Annotated in this window: 19 protein-coding genes; 18 read left to right on the top strand and 1 reads right to left on the bottom strand. The window is 36.9% G+C overall.

The features are described from left to right. Positions 1-515 precede the first annotated feature (515 nt). Together AC13EX_RS04740 and AC13EX_RS04745 are read left to right on the top strand one after the other, a co-directional pair. Entirely contained in the window at positions 516-1214 is a 699-nt protein-coding gene (locus AC13EX_RS04740) for a hypothetical protein (RefSeq protein ID WP_482891759.1), read from the top strand. A 428-nt stretch (positions 1215-1642) separates the two neighbouring features. Continuing rightward, entirely contained in the window at positions 1643-3412 is a 1770-nt protein-coding gene (locus AC13EX_RS04745) for a DUF4209 domain-containing protein (RefSeq protein ID WP_482891760.1), read from the top strand. A gap of 392 nt (positions 3413-3804) precedes the next feature. Here AC13EX_RS04745 and AC13EX_RS04750 read toward each other — a convergent pair whose 3' ends face one another. Continuing rightward, positions 3805-3945: a hypothetical protein gene (locus tag AC13EX_RS04750; RefSeq protein WP_339717214.1), complete on the bottom strand. Its 141-nt coding sequence runs from the start codon at positions 3943-3945 to the stop codon at positions 3805-3807. 16 nt (positions 3946-3961) lie between these two features. On the opposite strand from AC13EX_RS04750, the gene AC13EX_RS04755 reads away from it, so the two are divergent. The 16 genes from AC13EX_RS04755 to AC13EX_RS04830 all read left to right on the top strand — a co-directional run bounded on the left by AC13EX_RS04755 (position 3962) and on the right by AC13EX_RS04830 (position 22410). Continuing rightward, entirely contained in the window at positions 3962-4192 is a 231-nt protein-coding gene (locus tag AC13EX_RS04755) for a type II toxin-antitoxin system RelE/ParE family toxin (RefSeq protein ID WP_482891761.1), read from the top strand. A gap of 244 nt (positions 4193-4436) precedes the next feature. Then, on the top strand, positions 4437-4718 hold the full coding sequence (locus AC13EX_RS04760; protein WP_482891762.1) for an addiction module antidote protein: 282 nt from the start codon (positions 4437-4439) through the stop codon (positions 4716-4718). 66 nt (positions 4719-4784) lie between these two features. Then, a complete protein-coding gene (locus tag AC13EX_RS04765; RefSeq protein ID WP_339713455.1) occupies positions 4785-5210 on the top strand; it encodes a hypothetical protein in 426 nt (141 codons plus the stop codon). Positions 5211-5663: 453 nt separating this feature from the next. After that, on the top strand, positions 5664-6983 hold the full coding sequence (locus tag AC13EX_RS04770; RefSeq protein ID WP_482891763.1) for a tetratricopeptide repeat protein: 1320 nt from the start codon (positions 5664-5666) through the stop codon (positions 6981-6983). Beyond that, entirely contained in the window at positions 6984-8117 is a 1134-nt protein-coding gene (locus tag AC13EX_RS04775; protein ID WP_482891764.1) for an FAD-dependent monooxygenase, read from the top strand. Positions 8118-8200: 83 nt separating this feature from the next. Further along, positions 8201-8770 carry a Crp/Fnr family transcriptional regulator gene (locus AC13EX_RS04780; protein WP_482891765.1) on the top strand — a complete coding sequence of 190 codons (570 nt, stop codon included), beginning with the start codon at positions 8201-8203 and terminating at the stop codon, positions 8768-8770. Between the two features lie 61 nt (positions 8771-8831). After that, entirely contained in the window at positions 8832-9848 is a 1017-nt protein-coding gene (locus AC13EX_RS04785) for an NAD-dependent epimerase/dehydratase family protein (RefSeq protein ID WP_482891766.1), read from the top strand. A gap of 470 nt (positions 9849-10318) precedes the next feature. Next, a complete protein-coding gene (locus AC13EX_RS04790; protein WP_482891767.1) occupies positions 10319-11851 on the top strand; it encodes a sulfatase in 1533 nt (510 codons plus the stop codon). Positions 11852-11867: 16 nt separating this feature from the next. Continuing rightward, on the top strand, positions 11868-12374 hold the full coding sequence (locus AC13EX_RS04795) for a GNAT family N-acetyltransferase (protein ID WP_482891768.1): 507 nt from the start codon (positions 11868-11870) through the stop codon (positions 12372-12374). 211 nt (positions 12375-12585) lie between these two features. After that, positions 12586-13302 carry a hypothetical protein gene (locus AC13EX_RS04800; protein WP_482891769.1) on the top strand — a complete coding sequence of 239 codons (717 nt, stop codon included), beginning with the start codon at positions 12586-12588 and terminating at the stop codon, positions 13300-13302. 35 nt (positions 13303-13337) lie between these two features. After that, positions 13338-14666, top strand: coding sequence for a hypothetical protein (locus AC13EX_RS04805; RefSeq protein ID WP_482891770.1), 1329 nt, complete (start codon positions 13338-13340; stop codon positions 14664-14666). A gap of 661 nt (positions 14667-15327) precedes the next feature. Beyond that, positions 15328-16746, top strand: coding sequence for a phytoene desaturase family protein (locus tag AC13EX_RS04810; RefSeq protein WP_482891771.1), 1419 nt, complete (start codon positions 15328-15330; stop codon positions 16744-16746). Between the two features lie 43 nt (positions 16747-16789). Further along, entirely contained in the window at positions 16790-17374 is a 585-nt protein-coding gene (locus AC13EX_RS04815; RefSeq protein ID WP_084011692.1) for a hypothetical protein, read from the top strand. Further along, complete coding sequence (locus AC13EX_RS04820; protein WP_482891772.1) at positions 17355-18443, top strand: restriction endonuclease subunit S; 1089 nt, start codon at positions 17355-17357, stop codon at positions 18441-18443. The genes AC13EX_RS04815 and AC13EX_RS04820 overlap by 20 nt, the downstream gene beginning before the upstream one ends. Positions 18444-18870: 427 nt before the next feature. Continuing rightward, positions 18871-19746 carry an alpha/beta hydrolase gene (locus AC13EX_RS04825; RefSeq protein ID WP_482891773.1) on the top strand — a complete coding sequence of 292 codons (876 nt, stop codon included), beginning with the start codon at positions 18871-18873 and terminating at the stop codon, positions 19744-19746. A gap of 555 nt (positions 19747-20301) precedes the next feature. Continuing rightward, positions 20302-22410, top strand: coding sequence for a bifunctional aldolase/short-chain dehydrogenase (locus tag AC13EX_RS04830; protein ID WP_482891774.1), 2109 nt, complete (start codon positions 20302-20304; stop codon positions 22408-22410). The last annotated feature ends 3 nt before the right edge of the window (positions 22411-22413 follow it).

Consider the following 22413-nt stretch of genomic DNA (forward strand, 5'->3'; position numbering starts at 1 on the left):
GTTGCTGTTTTCAATTTCACCATAGCGGTGCTATGCTAAAATCTCCAAACAGCCTGATTAATTACATTCACCAAAATCCCGTAAAACATAGATTTACAAGATTGGAGTTACAGTTCTTACTGGTCTCATCTTTCAGAAAAACCTTCATTGCTCGCAAGAAAGGAAGTAATAAGTTGGTTTGGGGGAGCAAAAGAATATGCTAATTTTCATACCTCCACCACTGCGGAGCTTCTCGAAAAATGGGAATATTAAACCCGAAGCAGAAGCCGACCGCTTTATTTACTCCATTTATGATTTGAAGGGAAAAGAGATCGGAATTGTAAAATAAATTCCCTTCGACACCCTTCGACAGGCTCATGGTACGAGAACGCCAACGAATTATTGACAGCGTTTTGAGAATTAGTCTTACTTGAGCCAAATGAAATGAAGAAACAACTGTTTAGAAAAATAAATTCTCGAAATTTGGAAGGTGATATTACTTTCTACGAAGAATCAAGATTTAGTTACTACCTATTATGATCAGTAAATCTCCTGTTGCGCAGCAAATTCAATACGTGACTAATTTTCAAGACTTTCTTTCCACGCCTTTTCATGGAAATAGCAATGCGATTTGTTGGACACGTAAGCTTATAGGGGATTTTTCTGAGATTGTTAATCAGGTAATACTTAAAGAAAATATGGCCGAACTTCTTCCTGATCAACTTCTTGAGTTTCAGTTGAGTAAGCAAGGGCAGCTTGCGCGGGAAATTCTTTTACATGATTTGAAGGTCTTGAAAGCGCATGGTGCCTCTCCCACACTTAATGTGATTCAGTGCTATGAAAGGGATGATAGTTACCCCTTTTTTCCCACCGATGTTTATTCCTTTCATGTAGATCGCGCCCCTATACCTGTCGATACTTTTTTATGCACTTACTATGGGGAGTCAAGTGAAATATTGCCCAATTCACAAGCCGAACAAAAAGTGCTTGTTCATGAAATAAGAGATGAACTTAAAAAATTACATGACGGCGCAGAGGATTCTTTTGAATCCTTTTTGAGTGAACAGTTCTTTGACCTTCATTACCTAGCCAAAGCCAATGCACAACCAATAAGCTTAGGCCTGGGGCATTTATGCAGGTTGGCCACGGATCACCCTAATAGTAAAGTTCCCCCTTGTATTCATCGTGCCCCACAGGAAAAAAATGGACAGAAAAGGTTATTATTAATCTGTTAAATAAAGCCTGGAGGGAACCTGAAGAATGCTGTGTCAGCCAATCAAACCCCTTTAACAGGCTCAGGGGCCTCTTTAATGAATTATTAACAGGGTAATCGGTATCAGCATACAGTATTTTTAATCCTAATCTTTAAAAATATAGTTTCCAGACTAGATTTCTTGTTCTAAATCATTAATTTGAAAGGGAATAACAAAGCAAAGGAGCCGTGTACATAGTTGATGTATACGTAACTCCAGGAAAAAAACACAAATACACAATTGTTGGGCAACATACAGAAAAATTCACCGCACAAACAGCACATTTGGTTTTTCCCAACAAGAAAGCCAACGCTGAAAAAACCAAAAGAGCTGTTTTTTGTCAACGCTCTAACAAAAATTGATTATATGACACTAGAACAACCATTGAAATCATCTAAACACTATAACTAATGGATTTTCAGAATTTAGATGAATATTACGAATACCTTGAAAATGATACCAACTTCCAATATCTGGATTTAAACACGTACAAATACATAACTGCTTTACGTGATAAGATTGAAGATGAAGGCACAAAAAAGTTATGTTCGTATGAGTTATTTTTTGCTGAATTTTCCATTGAAGAAGGTAAACATATTCCAAAATTCCAAAGCGGTGCAAATGCTTATCCAACATTAGAGCTATTTGACGATAATTTTGATTACATCAAGACTCGTGCAAATAACGTACAAAACCCCAAATACAAAGCAAAGTACAACCATCTACTTTGGTTAAGTCCACAGAAACACATTGATTTTGCTAAAGAAGCAATTGAAAGTTATTTATTACTTTTAAAAAATTCTTCGTTTGACGTTGAAGATAATTTGCAATGCTTATCATTTGGCAAGTACTTCAAAAATCTTTTTATCCTTAGCCAAACTGTAAATCACAAAAAAGATGACATTATAAATTATTTGGTTTCGCTTTTAGAAAGTGATAAGCTAAACGCTTTTACAAAGTATTCATTAATGGATTTTCTCATTGAGAATGGCAAAAAAATAGATTCATCAATCACTCAAAAATTCTTCGATTACTCAAAAGACAAGATTTCCGATTTAGATGAAAGGGTTTTAGAAAGCTATCTAAAATTACTCGTGATTCTTAGTCGAAAACTTAATACATCACCAAGTGAATTTCACGAAAAGTTAGGCGACTATCATATATCACAACTCGAAAATGAAAAAAACAAAGGTTTTATTGCTCATCATTATTACACAAACGCTCTAGAAGAATATAAAAAGGCAAATAATAAAGAAAAAATTGAGCAAACTGCTGTTTTATTGGAGCAAGCAAAAAAGACTATTGACCTTAAAAAAGTTTCATTTGAATTGGAAGATGAGAAATATAATAAGCTTTTAAACCAATGGTGGGATTCTACTAAGGAAAAAGCGACACAATTAATCGAACACGGTAATGCCAAGGATATTTACGGCTATCTGATTTTAGAAAATTTATTACCTAAAGCTTCTGTATTGAATGAAGAAATAAAACCTGTTATGCTTGATTTGGTTTCCACAATAACATTTGACATCAACAAAAACGTTAGCAAGAATAGATCAGGTGTAATTAACTCTTATTCAATACACATAAATAATTTTTCTATCAACCATATTTGGCTCGTTGTTTCAAGAGGAATTAAAAGTGGCAAAATTTCCTACGAAAGTTTAATTGATTATTTAAATATCAATTCTTGGTATGGTCAAGATTTCACTTACATAGATTCAAACAACGAGTCTCAAGGGTTTAATTGGATTGAGCTACTTTCACCATCTCTACAAAGCTTTTTCGTTCAAACAGAAATCGATTTAAAAACAAACAGTCATAATCCACAAGGCTACATATTAGCAATAGACAGTTTGGTGTTAAAATTTGAAGGTTTATTACGTGAATTCTCAAGAATGATTGGTGCACAGACAATAGAAATTAAAGAAAATGGCACAGAAGAAAGGATTGGTTTCGATAAATTATTGGATAATGAAAAACTAAAGGCATTGATTCCTGAAGATGACATTGCCTTTTTTAAATTTCTTTTCACATTAAATGGAATGAATCTGAGAAACAACGTTGCTCATTGCTTTTTTACGACTAAGAATTACACATCAGCAGTCATCCTATTGCTAATTGTTGCATTATTAAGACTTGGTAACTATGAACTTAAAACAAAAGAAAAAGAATCTTAAATGAAAAAGCCAACGCATAAAGCCATACACATTTGCAATTCGCACCAGCCAATACTCAAGCCAAAAATTGCAAAAGAGTATGCCTTTGCCAACGCTGATTGACTGACGAGAAAAAGTACGATTGCCCAATCGAGTAGACGGCCGTGAGCCATAAGCTCACGGTGCGCCTCTCACACCACCGTAGTGCGGGTCTCGTATACGGCGGTTCACCGGATTGTAGGTTGTGATTTGAGGTAATAGGAAAGCATGGATTCATAACCTTTTCTTCTTAGGCGAGACAATGTGATAGTAGTGATCAGAATCGGACTCTAAACTGCAGCCCATCCCCCTTATCTACCCTCCCGCCATCTGGCCCCTCACTATAATGACCTAAAGAGGTCATTTCTTTACGCTCAGTCCTTCCATGCGTAAGCATGGTCTTGGTCCACTCCCAATCTGATCAGGTTTTTATACTTCCACTCGGGCTTTTTCTTCCGGTTGACCGATACCAGACACTTTGAAATCTCAAGAGAATAGTTTATTTTTGTATCCATTAGGATACAAAAATTCATGATCAGAACAGAAAAAACAGCTGAATTCGATAAATGGATTAGAAAGCTCAAGGATATTCGAGCTAAAGCAAAAATTCTATTCAGGATTCAAAAGTTGGAGACTGATGAACATTTTGGAGACTGTAAACCTGTAAGCGATGGCATTAGCGAAATGCGGATAAATTATGCGAAAGGTTATAGACTCTATTTTAAACCCGAAATATGCAATAGACATTCTATTACGTGCTGAAATCGCTTTAAAACCAGCCACTTCGTTGCTGTTTTCAATTTCACCATAGCGGTGCTATGCTAAAATCTCCAAACAGCCTGATTTTCTTGCGATTGCAACCCTCATCACGAATTCTATTACATAATCCGGGTTAAAGAGAAGGAAGACAAGATCATCATACTATTAATCGGCGGTGAGAAATCAAGTCAACAGAAGGACATTAAGAAGGCACAAGAAATCTGGAATAAACTAAAGAATGAGTAACATGGCAATAACAAAATTTGACCTTGCAGACTATCTCGACAACGAAGAAATGATTGCAGAGTATCTTAACACTGTTCTCGAAGACGGGGACAGCTCTGACCTTATTGTAGCTATCGGACATATCGCGAAAGCTATCGGAATGACAAAAATCGCTGAGAAAACGGGAATGAGCAGGCCAAGTCTGTACAAGGCTTTAGCCGACGGGGCCAAACCTCAATTCGAGACCATCATGAAAGTTTTAAAAGCGGTCGGTGGACAGATAAACATAAAACCATCCAGTTAAAAAAGAAGAAATACCACACCACAACATCTCATATACTACAAACCCTGAGCGTTCCAGACGATTAAAATGGATTTTGAAAAAGAAATACAAAGTTTGATAAGCGGATACTCAAATCCAATAGGCATTGAAAGGTTACGCTTAAACATCCTTCAAGAAATAAAATCTTATTATAAAGACAATGGCTACCCTAAGGAACTGTCAATACATAAGTTATCCTTAATACCAAGTTTATTTCAAGAAGCGAACTATGACAATATTGTGTGGAGTAGTCAAAATGGGGAATTAGGACATTTGAACATTCTATTTCAGCTTGATTGTATGTTTCATAATAGTGGGAAATCACGAGAGAAGCTTTCCGAAAAAGATTTTTTTAAATATGTTGACTTTTCATCTCAAGCAATAAATAGCTTAAAGAATAAAAATAAACAACCTACAACTATAGCTCCCCCCAATAACCGGGTCATACATAAATTGAAAACTTGGTTCTCCTAACAAGTTCGCAGAAACATTTATTTGGCTTTTAATGAATAAAAAAACTAGGAGTAAAAGCAAATTTCGAATAATGTCAATCAAATCTTACCTTTTACAGAAGGGATGAAAATAACATTGTGCAAATTGTCAGAATTCCTCAGCTAAGAATGGAAATTTAAACCAACTGAAATAAAAACCTGTCCACAAAAACTAAACCTTCTGACAACAGGCCCGTCGGCGCTCTTCCACAGGCTCAGGGACCGTGCTCAGGGTCCACTTTAATGAATGAATAGAGTAATCGGTATCAGGATACAGTATTTTAACCCTAACCTTTAAATAATGTAGTTCCTGCACTAGATTTCTTGTCCAAAATCCTTATTTTGACATGTAGAAATAAGCGCTAAGCCTCTGCTAAGTAAGTCATATGCAATTCTATAGGCATATAACTACAAAACATTTTGGCTAATTAGAAAAATGAAATTATTCGGGTTCAATAAAAAAGAAAATACGTTTCGAATAACCGACCTTGATAGAGAATGGGTTGAGGATAATTTTAAATGGTTGATCAAGTTTTGTGGGTATCCTAATAGACAAAGTGAGCAAATTATTATTACAGAGAAATTCTTTCCAAATGCCTTTTCTAATAGGGGGTTATTAATCCAAAACGTTATAAAAGACTTGAGCAACTTGTTAGGTCTGCATTCTAGCAAAATCAAATTTGAAATCCACGAAGATTTACGAGATGTTTATGGGATGCCATTTGAAATGCAGGGAAAGCCATTTGAAACAGAAACAGAATTTACAGATGACAATTATACTATCCACATTGCTAAAACAATTGCCGATCGACCAAATCGCCTCATTTATAGCCTGATTAATGAATTCATTAAAATTCGGTTAACTGAAAACAAACTACAATTTGACACAGGAGATGACACTTCCCTGTTCATTTTTATAGCAGGAATCTATTTCGGCTTTGGGATTCCACTCTGTCAAAACTTAACCGATAGAGGAAGAATTGATGACGGGTTTTGGGAAACCAAATGGGACTATGTCTCTGAAATGCCAACCGAAGTCATGGCATTTGGATTAGCAACCTATTCAAAGCTAATAGAACAGGATAATCCGGACTGGAAAAATGAATTGCATCAAGAACATCGAGTACAATTTGAACGTGCTATTGCTTTTCTAAATAATTCTCCCTCTAAAGCTTTCAGTAAAGCTGAATTAGATGCAAATGACTTATTCAATCAAGCAACCAAAGAATACCAAAACGGAGATTTTGAATCTGCAACTACTACGCTACAAAAAATCTTATTTTTAACTGAAGATGAAATGTTAAAAGCGGAAGTTTTTAACAATATTGGTTACCACCAGCTCAGATGTGAAGATTATGAAAAGAGTATTTCTAATTTTCAAAAGGCACTTAACATAGACAGTAGTAATGGCTTTACTTATGACAATTTAGGCTATGCCTTGATCCAAACAGGTAAAATCGAAGAAGGTAAAAAACAACTTGTTCAGGCTTTGGAAACAGGCAACCATGACATTGCTTACTCCTATAGAAACCTAGCTTTATATTACTCTGCTAAAAATGAAATAGCAAAAGCAGAAACCAATTTTCAATTAGCTTTTGAATCCGAAACCGAACCAGTGGACCTCCTAGAATTACATTACGCTAATTTCCTTATCAAACAGGGTAAAACAGAAAAAGGGATGGAATACTTGAGAAAAGCCGTTAAAAAAGGTGAGCCGGAGGCAAGGAGAAGAATGAATGAAATAACAAAAAACTAAATGAAACAAAAAGTCGCAGTAATCGGAGGAGGCATAGCGGGACTTACCTTTGCACGTTGCCTTTCTACGAATCAGTATGAAGTCCACATTTTTGAACAAAAACAAGAATTCGGAGAAGTGGGCGCTGCTATCAGTGTCTTTCCAAACGCTCTATCTGTGATGGATGAAATTGGACTACTTGATCCAATACTGAAAACAAGCGGAAAATTTGAAAATGTCTACCTCAAAACGAAAAAAGGAAATATCCTTAGTAAGTCTTCACCCAAGAGTGATTATCCTGTCGTTTGTATACACCGAGCCGACTTACACAGAATTTTACTAACCGGCATTAATGCTCAACTGCATAAGGGTAAAAGTGTAAAGCAATTAGCGAATTTAGATAATGGTCAGGTGGAAGTGACTTTTGAAAATGGTGAGTGCTCAAATTTTGATGCAGTAATCGGAGCAGATGGCATACATTCTGTCGTTCGAAAACACATCATCAAGGACGGAGATCCTATATTTAGAGGTTACAACGTTTGGCGTGGTGTGGTTGAAACCAATTTTGACATTGGTTATGCAAGTGAAACCTATGGAGAAGGTCAGCGAGTGGGTATTGTACCTATTAAAGATGGGGTATATGGTTGGTGGGCAACTTGCAATGAAGCATTTTTGCAAGATGATATTCCAGAAGGAACAAAAAGCAAGCTGAAACGGCTTTTTGGAGATTGGCATCAGCCCATTCCAGAGTTAATGGAAAACACGGAAAAAATTTTAAAAAACAGTTTGTCTGATCGAGTGCCGCATAAAGGCTGGACCAAGGGCAATATTACCTTAATCGGAGATGCAGCCCATCCAACCACTCCAAACTTAGGGCAAGGAGGATGTATGGCAATTGAAGGAGCATATCTTTTGGCCCAATGCGTAAACAAATATGGACTTTCTCCTAAAGCATATGCCCTTTACGAAAAACATCAATTTCCACGATCCAAAGAAATCGTAAATGAGAGTTTGACACTTGGAATAATAGGGCAAATTTCAAACCCCATCTTAATAGCTTTAAGGAACTTTCTTTTCAAAATAACCCCATCAAGTGTGGCAATGAAAATGATAGCAAAATACTTTTCCTATAGAGTAACCGAATTAAAAATATAAAGGCCAGCTGCCAATAAAACCTATATGCCAAAAACATCTACTTTTGCGTAGGAGTGTTCATTACCATTTGAATAACTATACAAATGAAAAATCTTATAAATCATATCAACTCACAATTCTCATTAACTGATAATGATATTGGTTTACTTAAAAAAAGTTTTATTTCAGCCAATGTCCCTGCCCAAACTAAGCTATTAGAGTCAGGGAAAATTGAACGCTATATTTACTTTTTAAGTAAAGGGATTGTTAAAGGGTATCAAAACATTGATGGTAAATTAGTAATCCAACATTTGGTCTCAGAACAAGATTTTTTCACATCTTTAGATAGCTTTATGAGTGAAACACCCTCTTTGGATTATTATGAAACGGTTACGGATTGTGAATTGGTAAAAATAGCGAAACCTGATTTTGATCTTTTACAAGAAAACACCCTTTTTTGGAAGGATTTTGTAAAAACCGTAACCAATGAACACTTGAGCTGTAAATTGGAACGTGTTAAAGATTTTCAAATCTTGACAGCAAAAGAACGTTACCTAAAGTTTGTAAATCAACACCCCAAGCTGGCCTTAAACGTTTCCGTGGATAACATTGCTTCCTTTTTAGGTATAGAACCCCAGTCTTTAAGTAGAATACGCAAACAAATTTCTTCCTAACAAATGTTATTTTTGGTTTACTAAAAGACATCGACATTTGCTCAAACATAAAACATAAAAGATGAGCGAAGAAATTTCATTAGTTACAGGGGGAAACGGACATTTAGGGAACAACCTGGTTAGAACATTACTATCTAAAAACCAAAAAGTTAGAACAACAATAAGAAACATCAATAACCAAGGACCTTTTAAAGGGCTAAATTGCGAAGTTGTTCAAGCTGATCTTACTGATAAAAAATCTTTAAAAAAAGCATTTCAAGGAGTTAAAAACCTATATGCTGTAGCAGCAAATTTTAGTATGTGGGCTAAAAATCCAAAAACTGAAATTTATGACAACAATATGCAAGGCACTCAAAATGTATTCGACATTGCAAAAGAATGTGGCATAAAGAATATTGTATATGTGAGTTCTGTCGCCAGTTTAAATTTCACAAAACTACCAGCCAATGTAGATAATGGATACAATAAGGACAGAAGAAATTGGTATTACAACTCTAAAAATGATTCGGATAAATTGGCCTTAGAATTAGGAAAAAAATATGGAATAAGAACTGTCCTAATTCTCCCTTCTGCCATGATTGGTTCTATGGCTCATAACCTTAGTTATTCTAACAATCTTGTCTTGCAAGTTTTAAATGGGGAAATTCCTGTAGATACAAATGTGACTTTAAATTGGGTAGATGTAAAAGATGTGGCTTTAGGCGCCTATAACGCAATGAAAAAAGGCAGAGATGGAGCACGTTACATTTTATCCAATGAATCCCATACCACCTTACAAGAAAGTGTGAGAATAGCAGCCAACCTATATCCTGAATTAAAATTAAAAATCCCAAAAAAAGTACCTAAATGCTTATTGTATACTGTTGCTGGACTAATGGAATTTAGCAGTAAATTAACAGGAAAAGAGCCACAATTACAGCGGCATTATTTAGACATGTTTTATGGGCTAAAACAGGATTACAATATTAGTAAATCAATAGAAGAACTGGATTTCAAGCCTAAATCATCAATAAAAGCATTAGAAGAAGCTTTGGAATACCTGAAAAATGATTGGGATAAGGGAAAACTAAGTGAATAAATGGATTATAGAACCATTGTGCTAACTGAATTTAAAATCTTTTCTTGGGACAGTGATTGTTTTCTCAAATTGCATTTTGGATCCTTACTACCATTCTGACACCCTTCGTTAAGCTAAGCATCCAATTCAATGATTTAGTTAAACCCGAAATATGCAATAGACATTCTATTACGTGCTGAAATCGCTTTAAAAAGCACTTACCAAAGTTGAAAATATAGATTTGGGTCTCTTTTCTGATGTAGAAGATGAACTTGAGTTCTTCAACAAACACATTAGGAAATAGATCAACTAAATTGGAACTAGCCAACCAAATTATTTCGAGCTTTATCAAAGTATGGTCAATAATGCGGCAAGTCCCTTTTGACGGTTCAGCATTTAGATTTATCTTCACCGTTTATATTAAAAACGGTGATCCCAACAAGGCCTGATGGTTATTTAAAACCGAGGTCGAATTCAAGAAAAACTAACCTATGAAAATTCTTTTTTTCCTAACCATCTTATGTATGGTCTTTGGAAGCTGCAAAAATCAAGCAAGTCTAGAAGCTTCAAATCAACCAAACATTGTTTTATTTTTTGTTGATGACATGGGTTGGCAGGACACATCAGTTCCTTTCTGGCACAAAAAAACTCCTCTCAATGAGCGCTACCATACACCAAATATGGAAAAGCTAGCTTCGGAGGGCATGATGTTTACCCAAGCTTATGCCACACCTGTATGTTCTCCCACTCGTATAAGTCTAATGACCGGCATGAATGCTGCCCGTCATCGTGTAACCAATTGGACCCTACACAAGGATGCCCTACAACCTATGGAAACCAACCATAAAGCGTTGTCTTTTCCTGCTTGGAATGTAAATGGGATGAGTCCGGAACCTTTGGATCTTGCCGTACATGCAGACGCCCTTCCTTCTCTGCTCCAAAAAGCCGGCTACTACACCATTCATGCCGGAAAAGCACATTTTGGAGCCATCGATACCCCGGCAGAAAATCCGGAAGCCATCGGTTTTGATGTCAATATAGCCGGACATGCTGCCGGAGGTCCCGGTAGCTATTTGGGAGCAAACAATTTTAGTGCAAATTGGCGAGGAGGCAGTGCTGTATGGGATATACCGGGCCTTGAAAAATACCATGGTCAGGAAATATTCCTAACTGAAGCACTGACAAGGGAGGCAATAATCGCTATGGACAAGGCACAGAATGAAGACAAGCCATTTTTTATGTATATGTCGCATTATGCGGTACATGCCCCCATAGAGAAAGACGAGCGCTATTATCAAAAATACCTGGATAAAGGTCTTGATGAAAAAGAAGCCAGCTATGCCGCCCTTATAGAGGGCATGGACAAAAGCCTGGGAGACATCATGCAACATCTCAAAGAAAAAAAATTGATAGAAAACACCATCATCCTTTTCATGTCAGACAACGGGGGATTGAGTGTACATAGCAGAGGCGGAGAAGCACATACCCATAACAAACCCCTATCCAGCGGCAAAGGGTCCATCCACGAAGGTGGTATCAGGGTACCAATGATCGTAAAGTGGCCCGGCGTAACGATTCCCGGATCAACTAATGACAACTATCTGATCATTGAAGATTTTTATCCCAGCATTTTGGAAATGGCAGGAGTAGAAGACCAACCCACTGTCCAGACAGTAGATGGAAAAAGTTTCGTTGGCATGTTGGAAAGCAATAATTCCCAAAAGTCAAATAACCGGCCTTTGTTCTGGCATTACCCCAATGAATGGGGACCAAAAGGCCCGGGAATAGGTGCTTTCAGTGCTATTCGTAAAGGAGATTTTAAATTGATTTATTATCATATCGATGAAAGTTTTGAATTGTTCAATATCCGAGAAGATATTGGAGAGCAAAACAATTTGGCAGCTACAAAACCGGAAAAAGTAAAAGAGTTGGCTAGTATTTTATCAGCCCACCTTAAAGAGGTAAATGCACAGATGCCCATTCACAAAAAAAGTGGAAAACCCGTAGCCTATCCTGGAGAGTAGCCATTAGACACGAATAATGACGGATATCACGTTTAGACAAATAGGAGTAAAAGACCTACCACTGGTTTTAAGTTTACTGAGGGAAGCAGCCGAAAAAATACATAGGATGCAGATTGACCATTGGCAATATTGGAAGAACCCTCCACAAGAAAAAGTGCTATGGATTGAAGAGGGTATTAAAAACGGTGAATTCTTTTTCGTTGATGACCATGCTAATAACAATATCGGTATGGTGAGAATGTTAAATGAAGACCTACTCTATTGGGGTAAGCAAAAAGATAAAGCCATCTATGTGCACTCATTAATTGTTAAGGAAGCTTATAATGGTAAAGGAATTGGACAAAGGATCTTAGAAGAAATTGCACATAAAGCCAAAAATAAGGATTGCCAATACTTGCGATTAGATTCAGATTCAAAAAACCCTAAACTTTGCAAGTACTACGAAAATCTAGGTTTTATGAAAGTAGAGGTTATAGACTTGCCTTTATCTCGCTACAATTTATATGAAAGAAAAGTACAATGAGCCTATGATCAATAATAAGAACTCTTAAAAGACAAATGCATTAAAATAGATCCGTGAGAACTTTCTTTCTTATTTTTTTAATCAATATCATTTTTTTCAAATATCCATTTAAACCCCTCTACATGAGCGAATTAATTGACTTTTCATTTGCAAATTCTAATATTTTTTTTTACTTTGAAGTAAGCTTCCTGTGAACCATACGTCCAATGTCATGCTTCTCACAACCTACCATACAAACGATTCTTTCCAAATATCATGTGCATACCCATCCGTTATACAACCGGGTGAAGAACTAAAAATTTCATTGAACATCACGGCTATAAAAACTTGTGAACTTAAAAAAGTTACATGGAATCTAGATGGAATTACCAATAAAACAGTCAAAATAGACATTGCAAACTTAGGGCTAAATCAGGATTTGTTGGAGGGAAAATCACTTGACCACGAATTGATATTTTCTACCGAAGTTGGTAAAGAGGGCTATGGAGAAATAAATATGACTTTGGATTTCTCCACTGTAGATGGTTTAGAAAAAGCTTTTAGCTGGGACTTATGGATTTCTATATTTAAGAGAGTCCTCGCAAACAATAAAAATGCATTGGAAGACGATTTAAGAAAAAGGCTAGTAAATGTAGTCAACGCCAGAACAAGAAATGGGCATATCTTTATGGCGGATCATGTGCGTTTTTTCTCTGAATTCCTCAACGTTGAAGTAACTGCTGAAATCGCAGCCATTTTAACCGATGAGTTGCTTCTTGAAGAAGAAGGCTTGCCAGTAAATGAAGAAATTTTCTATGCAATTGTCACAGGGCAAACTCAATTTTATGGAATGGAAAAACTGGAGTTGATCTATGAAGAATATTGTAATGAAAGTGATGACAATTTCGACACCGATGATGCTCGAGAAGTACCATTAAATCCTATATAGAGGAAATTTAAGACAAACCTTAAAGGCAAAACGATATGTCGTGGGCAGCAGGCTTTACATTAGCACTCGAAATAAATCAACCCGTTATCAATCTTGTGCTAGATAAGTTTTTACAAACTTTACAGCCCCAATTGCTTTACCAAGCAAATCTAGGAAGCATTGGTTCCTTTGAAGCTAAAGTTAAAGGTTTGGAAATTCTGGACCTGGTAGATCCAGCCCCACTTGGTGGCGTAGTAACAGATTTACAAGCGCTGGCAGATTTCAAATTAAAGCTTTTTGGAATTCAGCTTGTCAATACAACCATGAAATTCACAATCAACAATGTTGAACTTCAACTTTCAAAGACTTCCGCTGGCCAACCCAAAGGAATTGTCATTAAAATAACTCCTACATTATCCATAAAAATTACTTTTACAGGGGGTCACTTCCTAGCCAAATGGATCCTGAACGGGATCATTGCCCCGCTTGTATCCTTTGGGATATGGATTGCTTTTAGACTTATCAGAAGTGTAGAAATTCTGGTTTGGGATCTCATTGATATATTCGGTGTTTTAGGACTTCGATATACACCTAACAGTCCTTTACTAACTGCCCAGAAAACTGTTACTCCTTCTTCTCTTCTTCTAGCTTCAGATTTTAACTTGACCGCTCCCGCTATGGGTTTTGGTCAGCAGTTGAAACATTTCAATCCACCAAACACCAGTATAGGAGCCGTAGTGAACGAGAAGGTCATAAGCGCAGCTGTTCAAATCGCATTTGCAAAGGGATGGGTACCCTCACAATTCCGTGTTTCACGTTGGAAAATCTACTTGAACTCCATTCATGTAGCTTTTGAACAAGATAAAATTGTAGCTACAGGGTCATTAAAAGCAAAGCGTGGAAAATGTTGGTGCAGAGTAAAAGCAAAAATTTCCTTTCGTGCTGCAGTTACACCAAAGATTACAGGGACACCCAATCAGCCTGCATTAGACTTTACATATGATGCCGATATAAATACACAAATATCAACATCTGGAATGCTAGTCGTATTGGGGGTCATCTTGTTTGCTCCCGTTTTAATGTCATTGACCATCTCCATGTCATTCCTTATTAATATTGTGCTTAATCAGTTTTTACCTTTTACTACAAATTGGCAACAGAGTGGCCTTCAACTTTCTATTGCTGCAAATTCAGTGAATTACGCGGGGTTCACCCCATTATCAATGCAGTTTCCCCTCCAGCTAAGTGGTAGCGGATCTTACGATTTAACGAAGTTCAGGCAATTTACACTTCCAGGAAATGGTCCGAGCTTTCAAGTTGAGTACACGCAGGAAAGTCTATCTATTCAACCTAAAGAAATGAGGCTAGCCATTGATTTAAAGTAAGAAGCTATTTTTTATTTTCTTTTACTTTTAAGGTCACTTAATGAGTAAGGTCTTAATCAATATGGATTTGGCACCTTTCGCCTGAAGGGAGATTACCTATAGCATACTTGTCACCCTAATTCCTGAAAGAACAACGCCAGTGGAAATTCATAATAGCGGCAACCAACCGTTCTCAAAATACAGGTTTTAATTCAAGAAAATCATCTAGAATAAATGCTTAGGTATATTACGAGTTTGGCAGAGGTTCAAAAAGCTAATAGTCAATGGACTGCGAAAAGATTCCATCCAGACCCAAGCCCACATTGATATTTGTACGGTGGCACATCTTATTGACCGTATTCCAGTAACTCTCCACTAGAGGGAAGTAACCGCCAGAAATGTGGCTTGGAAATTTCAGCCAATCAATTAGGAAAAATAGTAGAAACAAAGATGAAATAGGATATTAAACAACTGACTTACCATCAGAAAAGGTATTTAAAAACCTCTTTCCTCAATTAAAATAGGATCTAAAGGAAAAAATCAGGACTTCAAGAAAACATTCAATTTTAAAACCATAAAAAGATAATTTGACTGATGAAAAAATATTGTATCAACTGCTTATAATCTTATGTTTTCTTTAATGAACTAAAAAAAGCAATAACTTTGCAATAAATACTTAACTATGGACGCAACTTTTGATGCCGTTGTCGTAGGATCTGGACCAAACGGTCTTTCAGCGGCAATTGTTTTACAAAAGCATGGACTAAATGTCCTACTAATCGAGGGTAAGGATACAATTGGTGGTGGCATGCGAACAATGGAACTTACCCTTCCTGGTTTTAAACATGACGTTTGTTCAGCCATCCATCCCATGGCAGCTGCAGGCCCTTTTTTTAAGACATTGCCACTTGATCAATATGGCCTTGAATTTATTCATGCTAAAACCTTGGCAGGACATCCGCTACCAGATGGGTCCGTAGTTTCCTTGCACCGCTCCCTATTTGAAACTGCAGATCATTTGGGCAAGGACAAAAAAGCCTATATTGATTTATTAAAACCCCTTTGCGATCATTGGGACACGCTTTCTCCAGACATTTTATCCCCATTAAAATTTCCAAAAAATCCGATAAAACTGGGTTTATTTGGAATTAATGCACTTAAACCCTCGACGCTACTTGCTCATAAATTCAAAGAAACCAATACCAGGGCACTTTGGGCGGGGATGGCAGCGCATGGTATCCAACCCCTAACCAATATAGCTACTTCGGCTATAGGCATGGTATTGATGGCTGCTGGCCATCATAGTGGCTGGCCAATGATAAAAGGAGGCTCGCAATCCCTCGCTGATGCTTTAGCTAATTATTTTCTATCCATAGGAGGTAAAATTGAAAAAGGGAAAATGATAACTCACCACAGTCAACTACCTAATGCAAAATTGGTAATGTTTGACCTGAGTCCTAAAAATTTATTAAAGATAGCCGGGGACAAGTTCTCCAAATTGTATCGGTGGCAATTGAGTAGATATAGGTATGGAATGGGGATTTATAAAATGGATTTCGCACTTTCACAACCTATTCCATGGAAATCCGAAGCGCTTAAGGGTGCTGGCACAGTACACCTAGGAGGTACGCTAGAAGACATTACAAAATCCGAAAAATTAGTTTGGGAAGGTAAATACAGTGAAAACCCCTATGTCCTTCTTTCCCAACAAAGCCTATTTGACAATACACGTTCCCCAGAAGGTTATCATACAGCATGGGCATATTGCCATGTACCTGCAGGGTCCGAACGCAACATGACATCCACTATTGAAGATCAAATAGAGAAACATGCGCCTGGTTTTAAGGACACGATAATTGGAAAGCATACTTTCAATAGCAAGGAGATTGAAAATTATAACCCAAACTATATTGGAGGAGATATCAATTCCGGGGTGCAGGACTGGTCACAAATATTTACGAGACCCGCACTAAGGACATCTCCTTATAGAACCTCCTTCAAAAACTATTATATCTGCTCAGCATCCACCCCACCGGGTGGCGGCGTTCATGGAATGGGTGGCTATTATGCCGCAAAAAGAGCTATTAAAGATTTATTCTAAGTTACCATGTACAATTTTTAAATTTTTTATAAAGGAATACAAGATGAATAACTTCCTGAAGAAATATAAAATTACTTTGGTCTTCTACCTTACCGTCATTTTACTCTTCGTATCGATGGTATTTGCAAGACTAGTCAGAGAGCCATACCCAAGTCTAAACATGCCCGCTTTTACAAGAAGTGGCATTAATAATGACATTTTACCTGCCACATATTTTGAAGTCATTTACATGAACAATGACGAAGAAGTATGGAAAGGGAATTTACAGGATATTTTCGACCCAGAAAACTTAGTTGAATTTCGAAATAATATGCGCTTTATTTTCTTCAATAATGCAGGAGCAAAAATGGAAGAATCCAAAAAACAAAAGCGAAGGATAATTTCTTTAATCCCTGGAGGAGTTAAAATGCATGAAGCACTTGAAAAATGGACAACACACGATGTAATAGGAGGAGCAGACAAAATAGCACCTGAACTCATGTTTAGAAAAAAACCATTTGAATCTGATAAGGTAACTGGCTTTATTATTAATGAGTACAAAGAATATTACCACTTAGTGGATGGGTTTCAGAATAGAGAAATTGTTAGACACAAAGAATTTAAATTTGATGACCATACAATTAATTAACCAAAAAATTACCAATTGGCTTTTAAATACATGGAAGCCAACTTTTTTCCAATTAGGCTTGGCCAGGATTTTGTTTTGCCTTGGATTTTTTATTTTTGGGATTCCTCAATTCATTGGGATTTCAAGTCTTGAATTAGCATTTTTTGATCCACCTCCAGGGGTTTCTCAATTGATAGGCCCTATTACTTCAAGTAATTTTTGGTGGACTTTCGATTTGGTTTTGAGAATTATTTTTGTCTCAATGTTGGTAGGTTTTAGAACCAAGGAATCCTCCATAATTTTCGGATTGCTTTTACTATTTGGTTTTACCTATAGCTACAGTTACGGAAAAATTGACCATAACATTTTCCCTGTGATTTTTCCTTTGATTATGGCTTTCACCAACTGGGGAGGGGCATTGTCTATAGATTCACTTAAAAATAAAAATACGAAAATTGAGCCTAAAGGCTGGCCATTAACCTATCTTTCATTTTTGCTTGGATGGGGTTATTTTACCGCAGGCTTGCCAAAATTGATTGGAGGATGGTTAGACCTTTCGTATTCAACCACTGCAGGCTTTATTTTAAGAAGATTTTATTCAGGAGCAGAGCCCTTGTACTTAAATGAAATGTTTGTAAAAATAAACAATTTATTTATTTACAAATCACTGGACTACAGCACCTTACTGTTTGAATTAGGATTTATAATTACGATATTTTGGTCAGCCTTGTTTTTGAGAGCAGTGGGAATGGCAGCTCTTTTTCATCTTGGAGTGTTATTAACAGTTAACATACCCTTTACACTACACGTCTTGGTTCTACTTCCCTATATTATTTATTTTTATTTCGAAAATAAATCACAGCTTTCAGAAACAGCTCAACTCTATTTTATTCGAAATAAAAAGGTTTTTTTAACGGCCTTTCTATTATTAGCTGTAATAATAATCTCCGGCTATTACCCTAGACCATTCCCAATTCACCGCCATACTATCTTATTTGTGGTTTGTATTCCTTCGATATTTATGATTTTACCAGAATCAGCGCGTCTGTATTTTAATAAAAAGACAAGCCGACTCTTTACTAAAAAATAATTGAATCTATATCTGAAATTAGAGCTATCCCTATCTTGGAATTTAACAAGCTAAAGATTAAACCCGAAATATGCAATAGACCTTCTATTACGTGATGGAATCACTTTAAAATCAGTTACTTCGTTGCTATTTTCGACTTCACCATAGCGGTGCTATGACTCAGTCTCCAAATAGCCTGATTTTATTGTGATTACACCACTCATAACGAATCCTATTACATAATCCGGGTTTAACGAAAATAGCGATAGGCTTTACTTAGTTCAATTCCTGAAAGAATAGCGCTGAGTTAAACTGAAGAATAATTTTGATACATAGGCAATTTGAGATTTTATGGTTTTTATTTTTACATTGAACTTTTAAAAACAATCCTTCTTGACTAAATATTTATCAGCAACAAATGAGACCAATTGCTTTAATCTTATTTTTAATGGTTTCCATACATTTGGAAGCACAACAAATCATAGACCTCTATCAGGATGCTATTCCCAACAGCAAGCCGTATCCAATGAAAGAAATAGTCACTGAGAAAAACGGACAAATTGCTTGGATTCAGAAGGTTTCAAAGCCAACATTGACCATCTATCAACCGGATAAAGAAATAGCCACTGGCGCAGCAGTAATTATATGCCCAGGTGGTGGTTACTCTGGAGAAAGCTATCTTAAAGAAGGAACCATAATTGCAGAAACTTTTGTACGCAAGGGAATTGCCGCATTTATACTGAAATACCGTTTACCCAGTGATTCAATCATGGTGGATAAATCAATAGGCCCCTTACAAGATGCCCAACAGGCAATTAAAACGGTACGCCAAAATGCTTCAAAATGGGAATTGGACCCCGAAAAAATTGGCATTATGGGATTTTCCGCGGGTGGACACTTGGCTTCTACGGCCGGAACCCACTTTGATAAATCTTACATACCAAATGATGAGAACATTAATTTAAGACCTGATTTCATGGTTTTGATTTATCCTGTAATCAGCATGAAAGACGAGCTAACCCATCCCGGTTCCCAACAAAATTTACTTGGAAATGCTCCTTCTGAAGAACAAAAATTATTGTTCTCTAATGAGTTGCAAGTTGGTCCCAATACTCCACTAACATGGTTAACTCACACTGGCGATGACAATGTGGTTAGTGTTGAAAACAGTATTCAATTTTACCAGGCATTAATTCGAAACGAAATTCTTTCAGAAATGCACCTCTACCCAAAAGGGAATCATGGGTTTGTATTGAGTTTACCTACCGAAGAGTGGATGCAACCTTTGTTTGATTGGATGGATAAAAGCGGAATAGTCAATTGATAAGTAACTACTCTGGAGAAATTAAATGCCCAATGCTAAATTTTCAAGATTATCAGAAGCTTGGAATGGCTAGACCTGTACTTGATTTATAGGGCCTTTTATTTACGCTGTATTGTAATGGAATCAGATAACTCGAAGAACAAGGGTGAGATATGTGTTGAACATCTTGCGTTTTTTAATTTTGAGTATTGTTTTCATTGACAAACAAGCCAAAATCGTAAAAGGTAGCTTTGCCACTAATTTTGCATCCCTTTGGGAGATAATGCAACCATTAACAGACTAGGCCTAATCTTCTGACGTTAATCATCATGTTTTCTAAATCCATGTAAAATTATAATTAATAAAAAACAATAATTTCTTATCATTGTCTGATTTTAAGAGTAAATTATTTAAATCGATTGTTTTTTAATGGGAAAAACATAGTTTTTTGCTTTAATACCCATTCCAATTCGGTCAATTTCTTCTCCAAACAGCATAGAACAGGACAGTTAATTATAGTGAATGAAGTATATTCGCTAAATAAAATAATTGAATTTAAATTTATTAAATAACAATATGGCAATTACAAAAGACACTTTTAAGCACGTAGATTATCTATGGGATGATGAAAAAGCAAAAGCTCTAGGAGACGATCAAGTAGCTCTATTGCTTTATCGCTCTAATATTTTGGGAGCAGATCTTAGAATCACCAATTATGGTGGTGGAAACACAAGCTGTAAAACCATTGAAAAAGATCCGCTTACAAAAGAGGATACCGAAATAATGTGGATCAAAGGTTCAGGTGGAGACATTGGAACATTGAAAAGGAGCGGACTTGCTGGATTGTACATGGACAAGTTACTTGCTCTTAAAAATGTATACAGAGGTTTGGAATTTGAAGATGAAATGGTGGCCTTATTCAACCATTGCATCTATGACTTGGATTCTAAAGCGCCTTCCATAGATACCCCTTTGCATGCTGTCTTGCCTTTCAAGCACATCGATCACCTTCACCCTGATGCGGCCATTGCAATAGCAGCAGCCAAAGACGGAGAAAAGATCACCAATGAGTTATTTGAAGGTCAAATTGCCTGGGTTCCGTGGCAAAGACCTGGATTCGACCTTGCGCTTCAATTAGACAAGGCGTTAAAAGCGAATCCTGGTATCAGAGGAATTATGCTTGGAGGACATGGTCTTTTCACTTGGGGAGATACTGCTTACGATTGCTATATCAATAGCCTTGAAGTAATTGACAAAGCTTCTCAATACCTTGAAGACAACTATGGTAAAGATCGTCCCGTATTTGGTGGACAGAAAGTCAGTTCTTTGCCAGCGGAAGAAAGAAGAGAACAAGCTTCTATCATTGCTCCTCACTTAAGAGGTCTTGCATCAGGTTTTAACCGCATGGTAGGTCACTTCTCAGATGATGAAAGAGTATTGGAATTCATCAATAGCAATGACCTTGAAAAACTTGCTCCACTAGGAACAAGCTGTCCTGATCACTTCCTAAGAACCAAAATCAGACCTCTAGTATTGGAAATTGCTCCTGATACGGACCTTTCTGACATGACAGAGATTAAGGCTTATCTTGAAAAAGAATTTGAAGCCTACAGACAATATTATACCAAATATTACAATGACCACAAACGTGACAACAGTCCTAGTATAAGGGATTCTAATCCAGTAGTTATTTTATGGCCAGGAGTAGGTATGTTCTCCTACGCTAAGAACAAACAAACTGCAAGGGTGGCAAGTGAATTTTACACGAATGCCATCAATGTAATGAAGGGTGCCGAAGCTGTTTCTTCCTACGTTTCTTTGCCATTGCAAGAAGCATTTGACATTGAGTACTGGTTATTGGAAGAAGCCAAACTTCAAAGAATGCCTAAAGAACAACCTCTTTCCAGAAAAGTAGCATTCGTAACCGGTGGTGCTGGTGGAATCGGTAAAGCCATTGCTGATAAAATGGCTGAAGAAGGTGCCTGTGTATTTATCACAGACATCAACAAAGACAACCTTGACAAAGCCCTTGCTACTTATGGCAAAGATACTGGTTCAGGAGCCTTGATGGATGTAACCAATATGGAAGACATAGAAAAAGCCCTTAAAGCTGCTTGTCTTAAATTTGGTGGTGTTGACATCATCGTAAACTGTGCTGGTTTGGCCATCTCTAAACCAATTGCACAAACCACTGAAAAAGATTGGGATATTCTTCAATCTGTATTGGTAAAAGGACAATTTGCTGTATCTAAGGCAGCTGTTGCGATATTAAGAGCTCAGGATAAAGGTGGAGACATCGTTAATATTGCCAGTAAAAATGCCTTGGTTTCAGGACCTAATAACGTAGGGTATGGTACTGCCAAAGCAGCTCAGGTACACATGAGCAGATTGCTTGCAGCTGAGCTTGGCCCAGACAAGATCCGAGTGAATGTAGTCAACCCTGACGCAGTGATTGAAGGTAGTAAAATATGGGAAGGCGAATGGGCCAAAGGCAGAGCCAAAGCTTACGGAATCACCGTTGAAGAACTTCCTGCATTCTATGCCAAGCGCACGATCATGAATGAAATCATATCGGTAGATGACATTGCCAATGGCGTTTTTGCTTTCGTTGGAGGTCATTTGAGCAAGAGTACCGGAAATATCTTAAACGTAGATGGAGGAGTTGCTGCTGCCTTTGTCAGATAATGT

Source organism: Cyclobacterium sp. L-R, assembly GCF_056859355.1.

What these genes read in the sequence shown, in the direction of transcription:
- AC13EX_RS04740 (WP_482891759.1), top strand. Translation starts at nt 516, where the DNA reads ATGATCAGTAAATCTCCTGTTGCGCAGCAAATTCAATACGTGACTAAT.
- AC13EX_RS04745 (WP_482891760.1), top strand. Translation starts at nt 1,643, where the DNA reads ATGGATTTTCAGAATTTAGATGAATATTACGAATACCTTGAAAATGAT.
- AC13EX_RS04750 (WP_339717214.1), bottom strand. Translation starts at nt 3,945, where the DNA reads ATGGATACAAAAATAAACTATTCTCTTGAGATTTCAAAGTGTCTGGTA.
- AC13EX_RS04755 (WP_482891761.1), top strand. Translation starts at nt 3,962, where the DNA reads ATGATCAGAACAGAAAAAACAGCTGAATTCGATAAATGGATTAGAAAG.
- AC13EX_RS04760 (WP_482891762.1), top strand. Translation starts at nt 4,437, where the DNA reads ATGGCAATAACAAAATTTGACCTTGCAGACTATCTCGACAACGAAGAA.
- AC13EX_RS04765 (WP_339713455.1), top strand. Translation starts at nt 4,785, where the DNA reads ATGGATTTTGAAAAAGAAATACAAAGTTTGATAAGCGGATACTCAAAT.
- AC13EX_RS04770 (WP_482891763.1), top strand. Translation starts at nt 5,664, where the DNA reads ATGAAATTATTCGGGTTCAATAAAAAAGAAAATACGTTTCGAATAACC.
- AC13EX_RS04775 (WP_482891764.1), top strand. Translation starts at nt 6,984, where the DNA reads ATGAAACAAAAAGTCGCAGTAATCGGAGGAGGCATAGCGGGACTTACC.
- AC13EX_RS04780 (WP_482891765.1), top strand. Translation starts at nt 8,201, where the DNA reads ATGAAAAATCTTATAAATCATATCAACTCACAATTCTCATTAACTGAT.
- AC13EX_RS04785 (WP_482891766.1), top strand. Translation starts at nt 8,832, where the DNA reads ATGAGCGAAGAAATTTCATTAGTTACAGGGGGAAACGGACATTTAGGG.
- AC13EX_RS04790 (WP_482891767.1), top strand. Translation starts at nt 10,319, where the DNA reads ATGAAAATTCTTTTTTTCCTAACCATCTTATGTATGGTCTTTGGAAGC.
- AC13EX_RS04795 (WP_482891768.1), top strand. Translation starts at nt 11,868, where the DNA reads ATGACGGATATCACGTTTAGACAAATAGGAGTAAAAGACCTACCACTG.
- AC13EX_RS04800 (WP_482891769.1), top strand. Translation starts at nt 12,586, where the DNA reads ATGCTTCTCACAACCTACCATACAAACGATTCTTTCCAAATATCATGT.
- AC13EX_RS04805 (WP_482891770.1), top strand. Translation starts at nt 13,338, where the DNA reads ATGTCGTGGGCAGCAGGCTTTACATTAGCACTCGAAATAAATCAACCC.
- AC13EX_RS04810 (WP_482891771.1), top strand. Translation starts at nt 15,328, where the DNA reads ATGGACGCAACTTTTGATGCCGTTGTCGTAGGATCTGGACCAAACGGT.
- AC13EX_RS04815 (WP_084011692.1), top strand. Translation starts at nt 16,790, where the DNA reads ATGAATAACTTCCTGAAGAAATATAAAATTACTTTGGTCTTCTACCTT.
- AC13EX_RS04820 (WP_482891772.1), top strand. Translation starts at nt 17,355, where the DNA reads ATGACCATACAATTAATTAACCAAAAAATTACCAATTGGCTTTTAAAT.
- AC13EX_RS04825 (WP_482891773.1), top strand. Translation starts at nt 18,871, where the DNA reads ATGGTTTCCATACATTTGGAAGCACAACAAATCATAGACCTCTATCAG.
- AC13EX_RS04830 (WP_482891774.1), top strand. Translation starts at nt 20,302, where the DNA reads ATGGCAATTACAAAAGACACTTTTAAGCACGTAGATTATCTATGGGAT.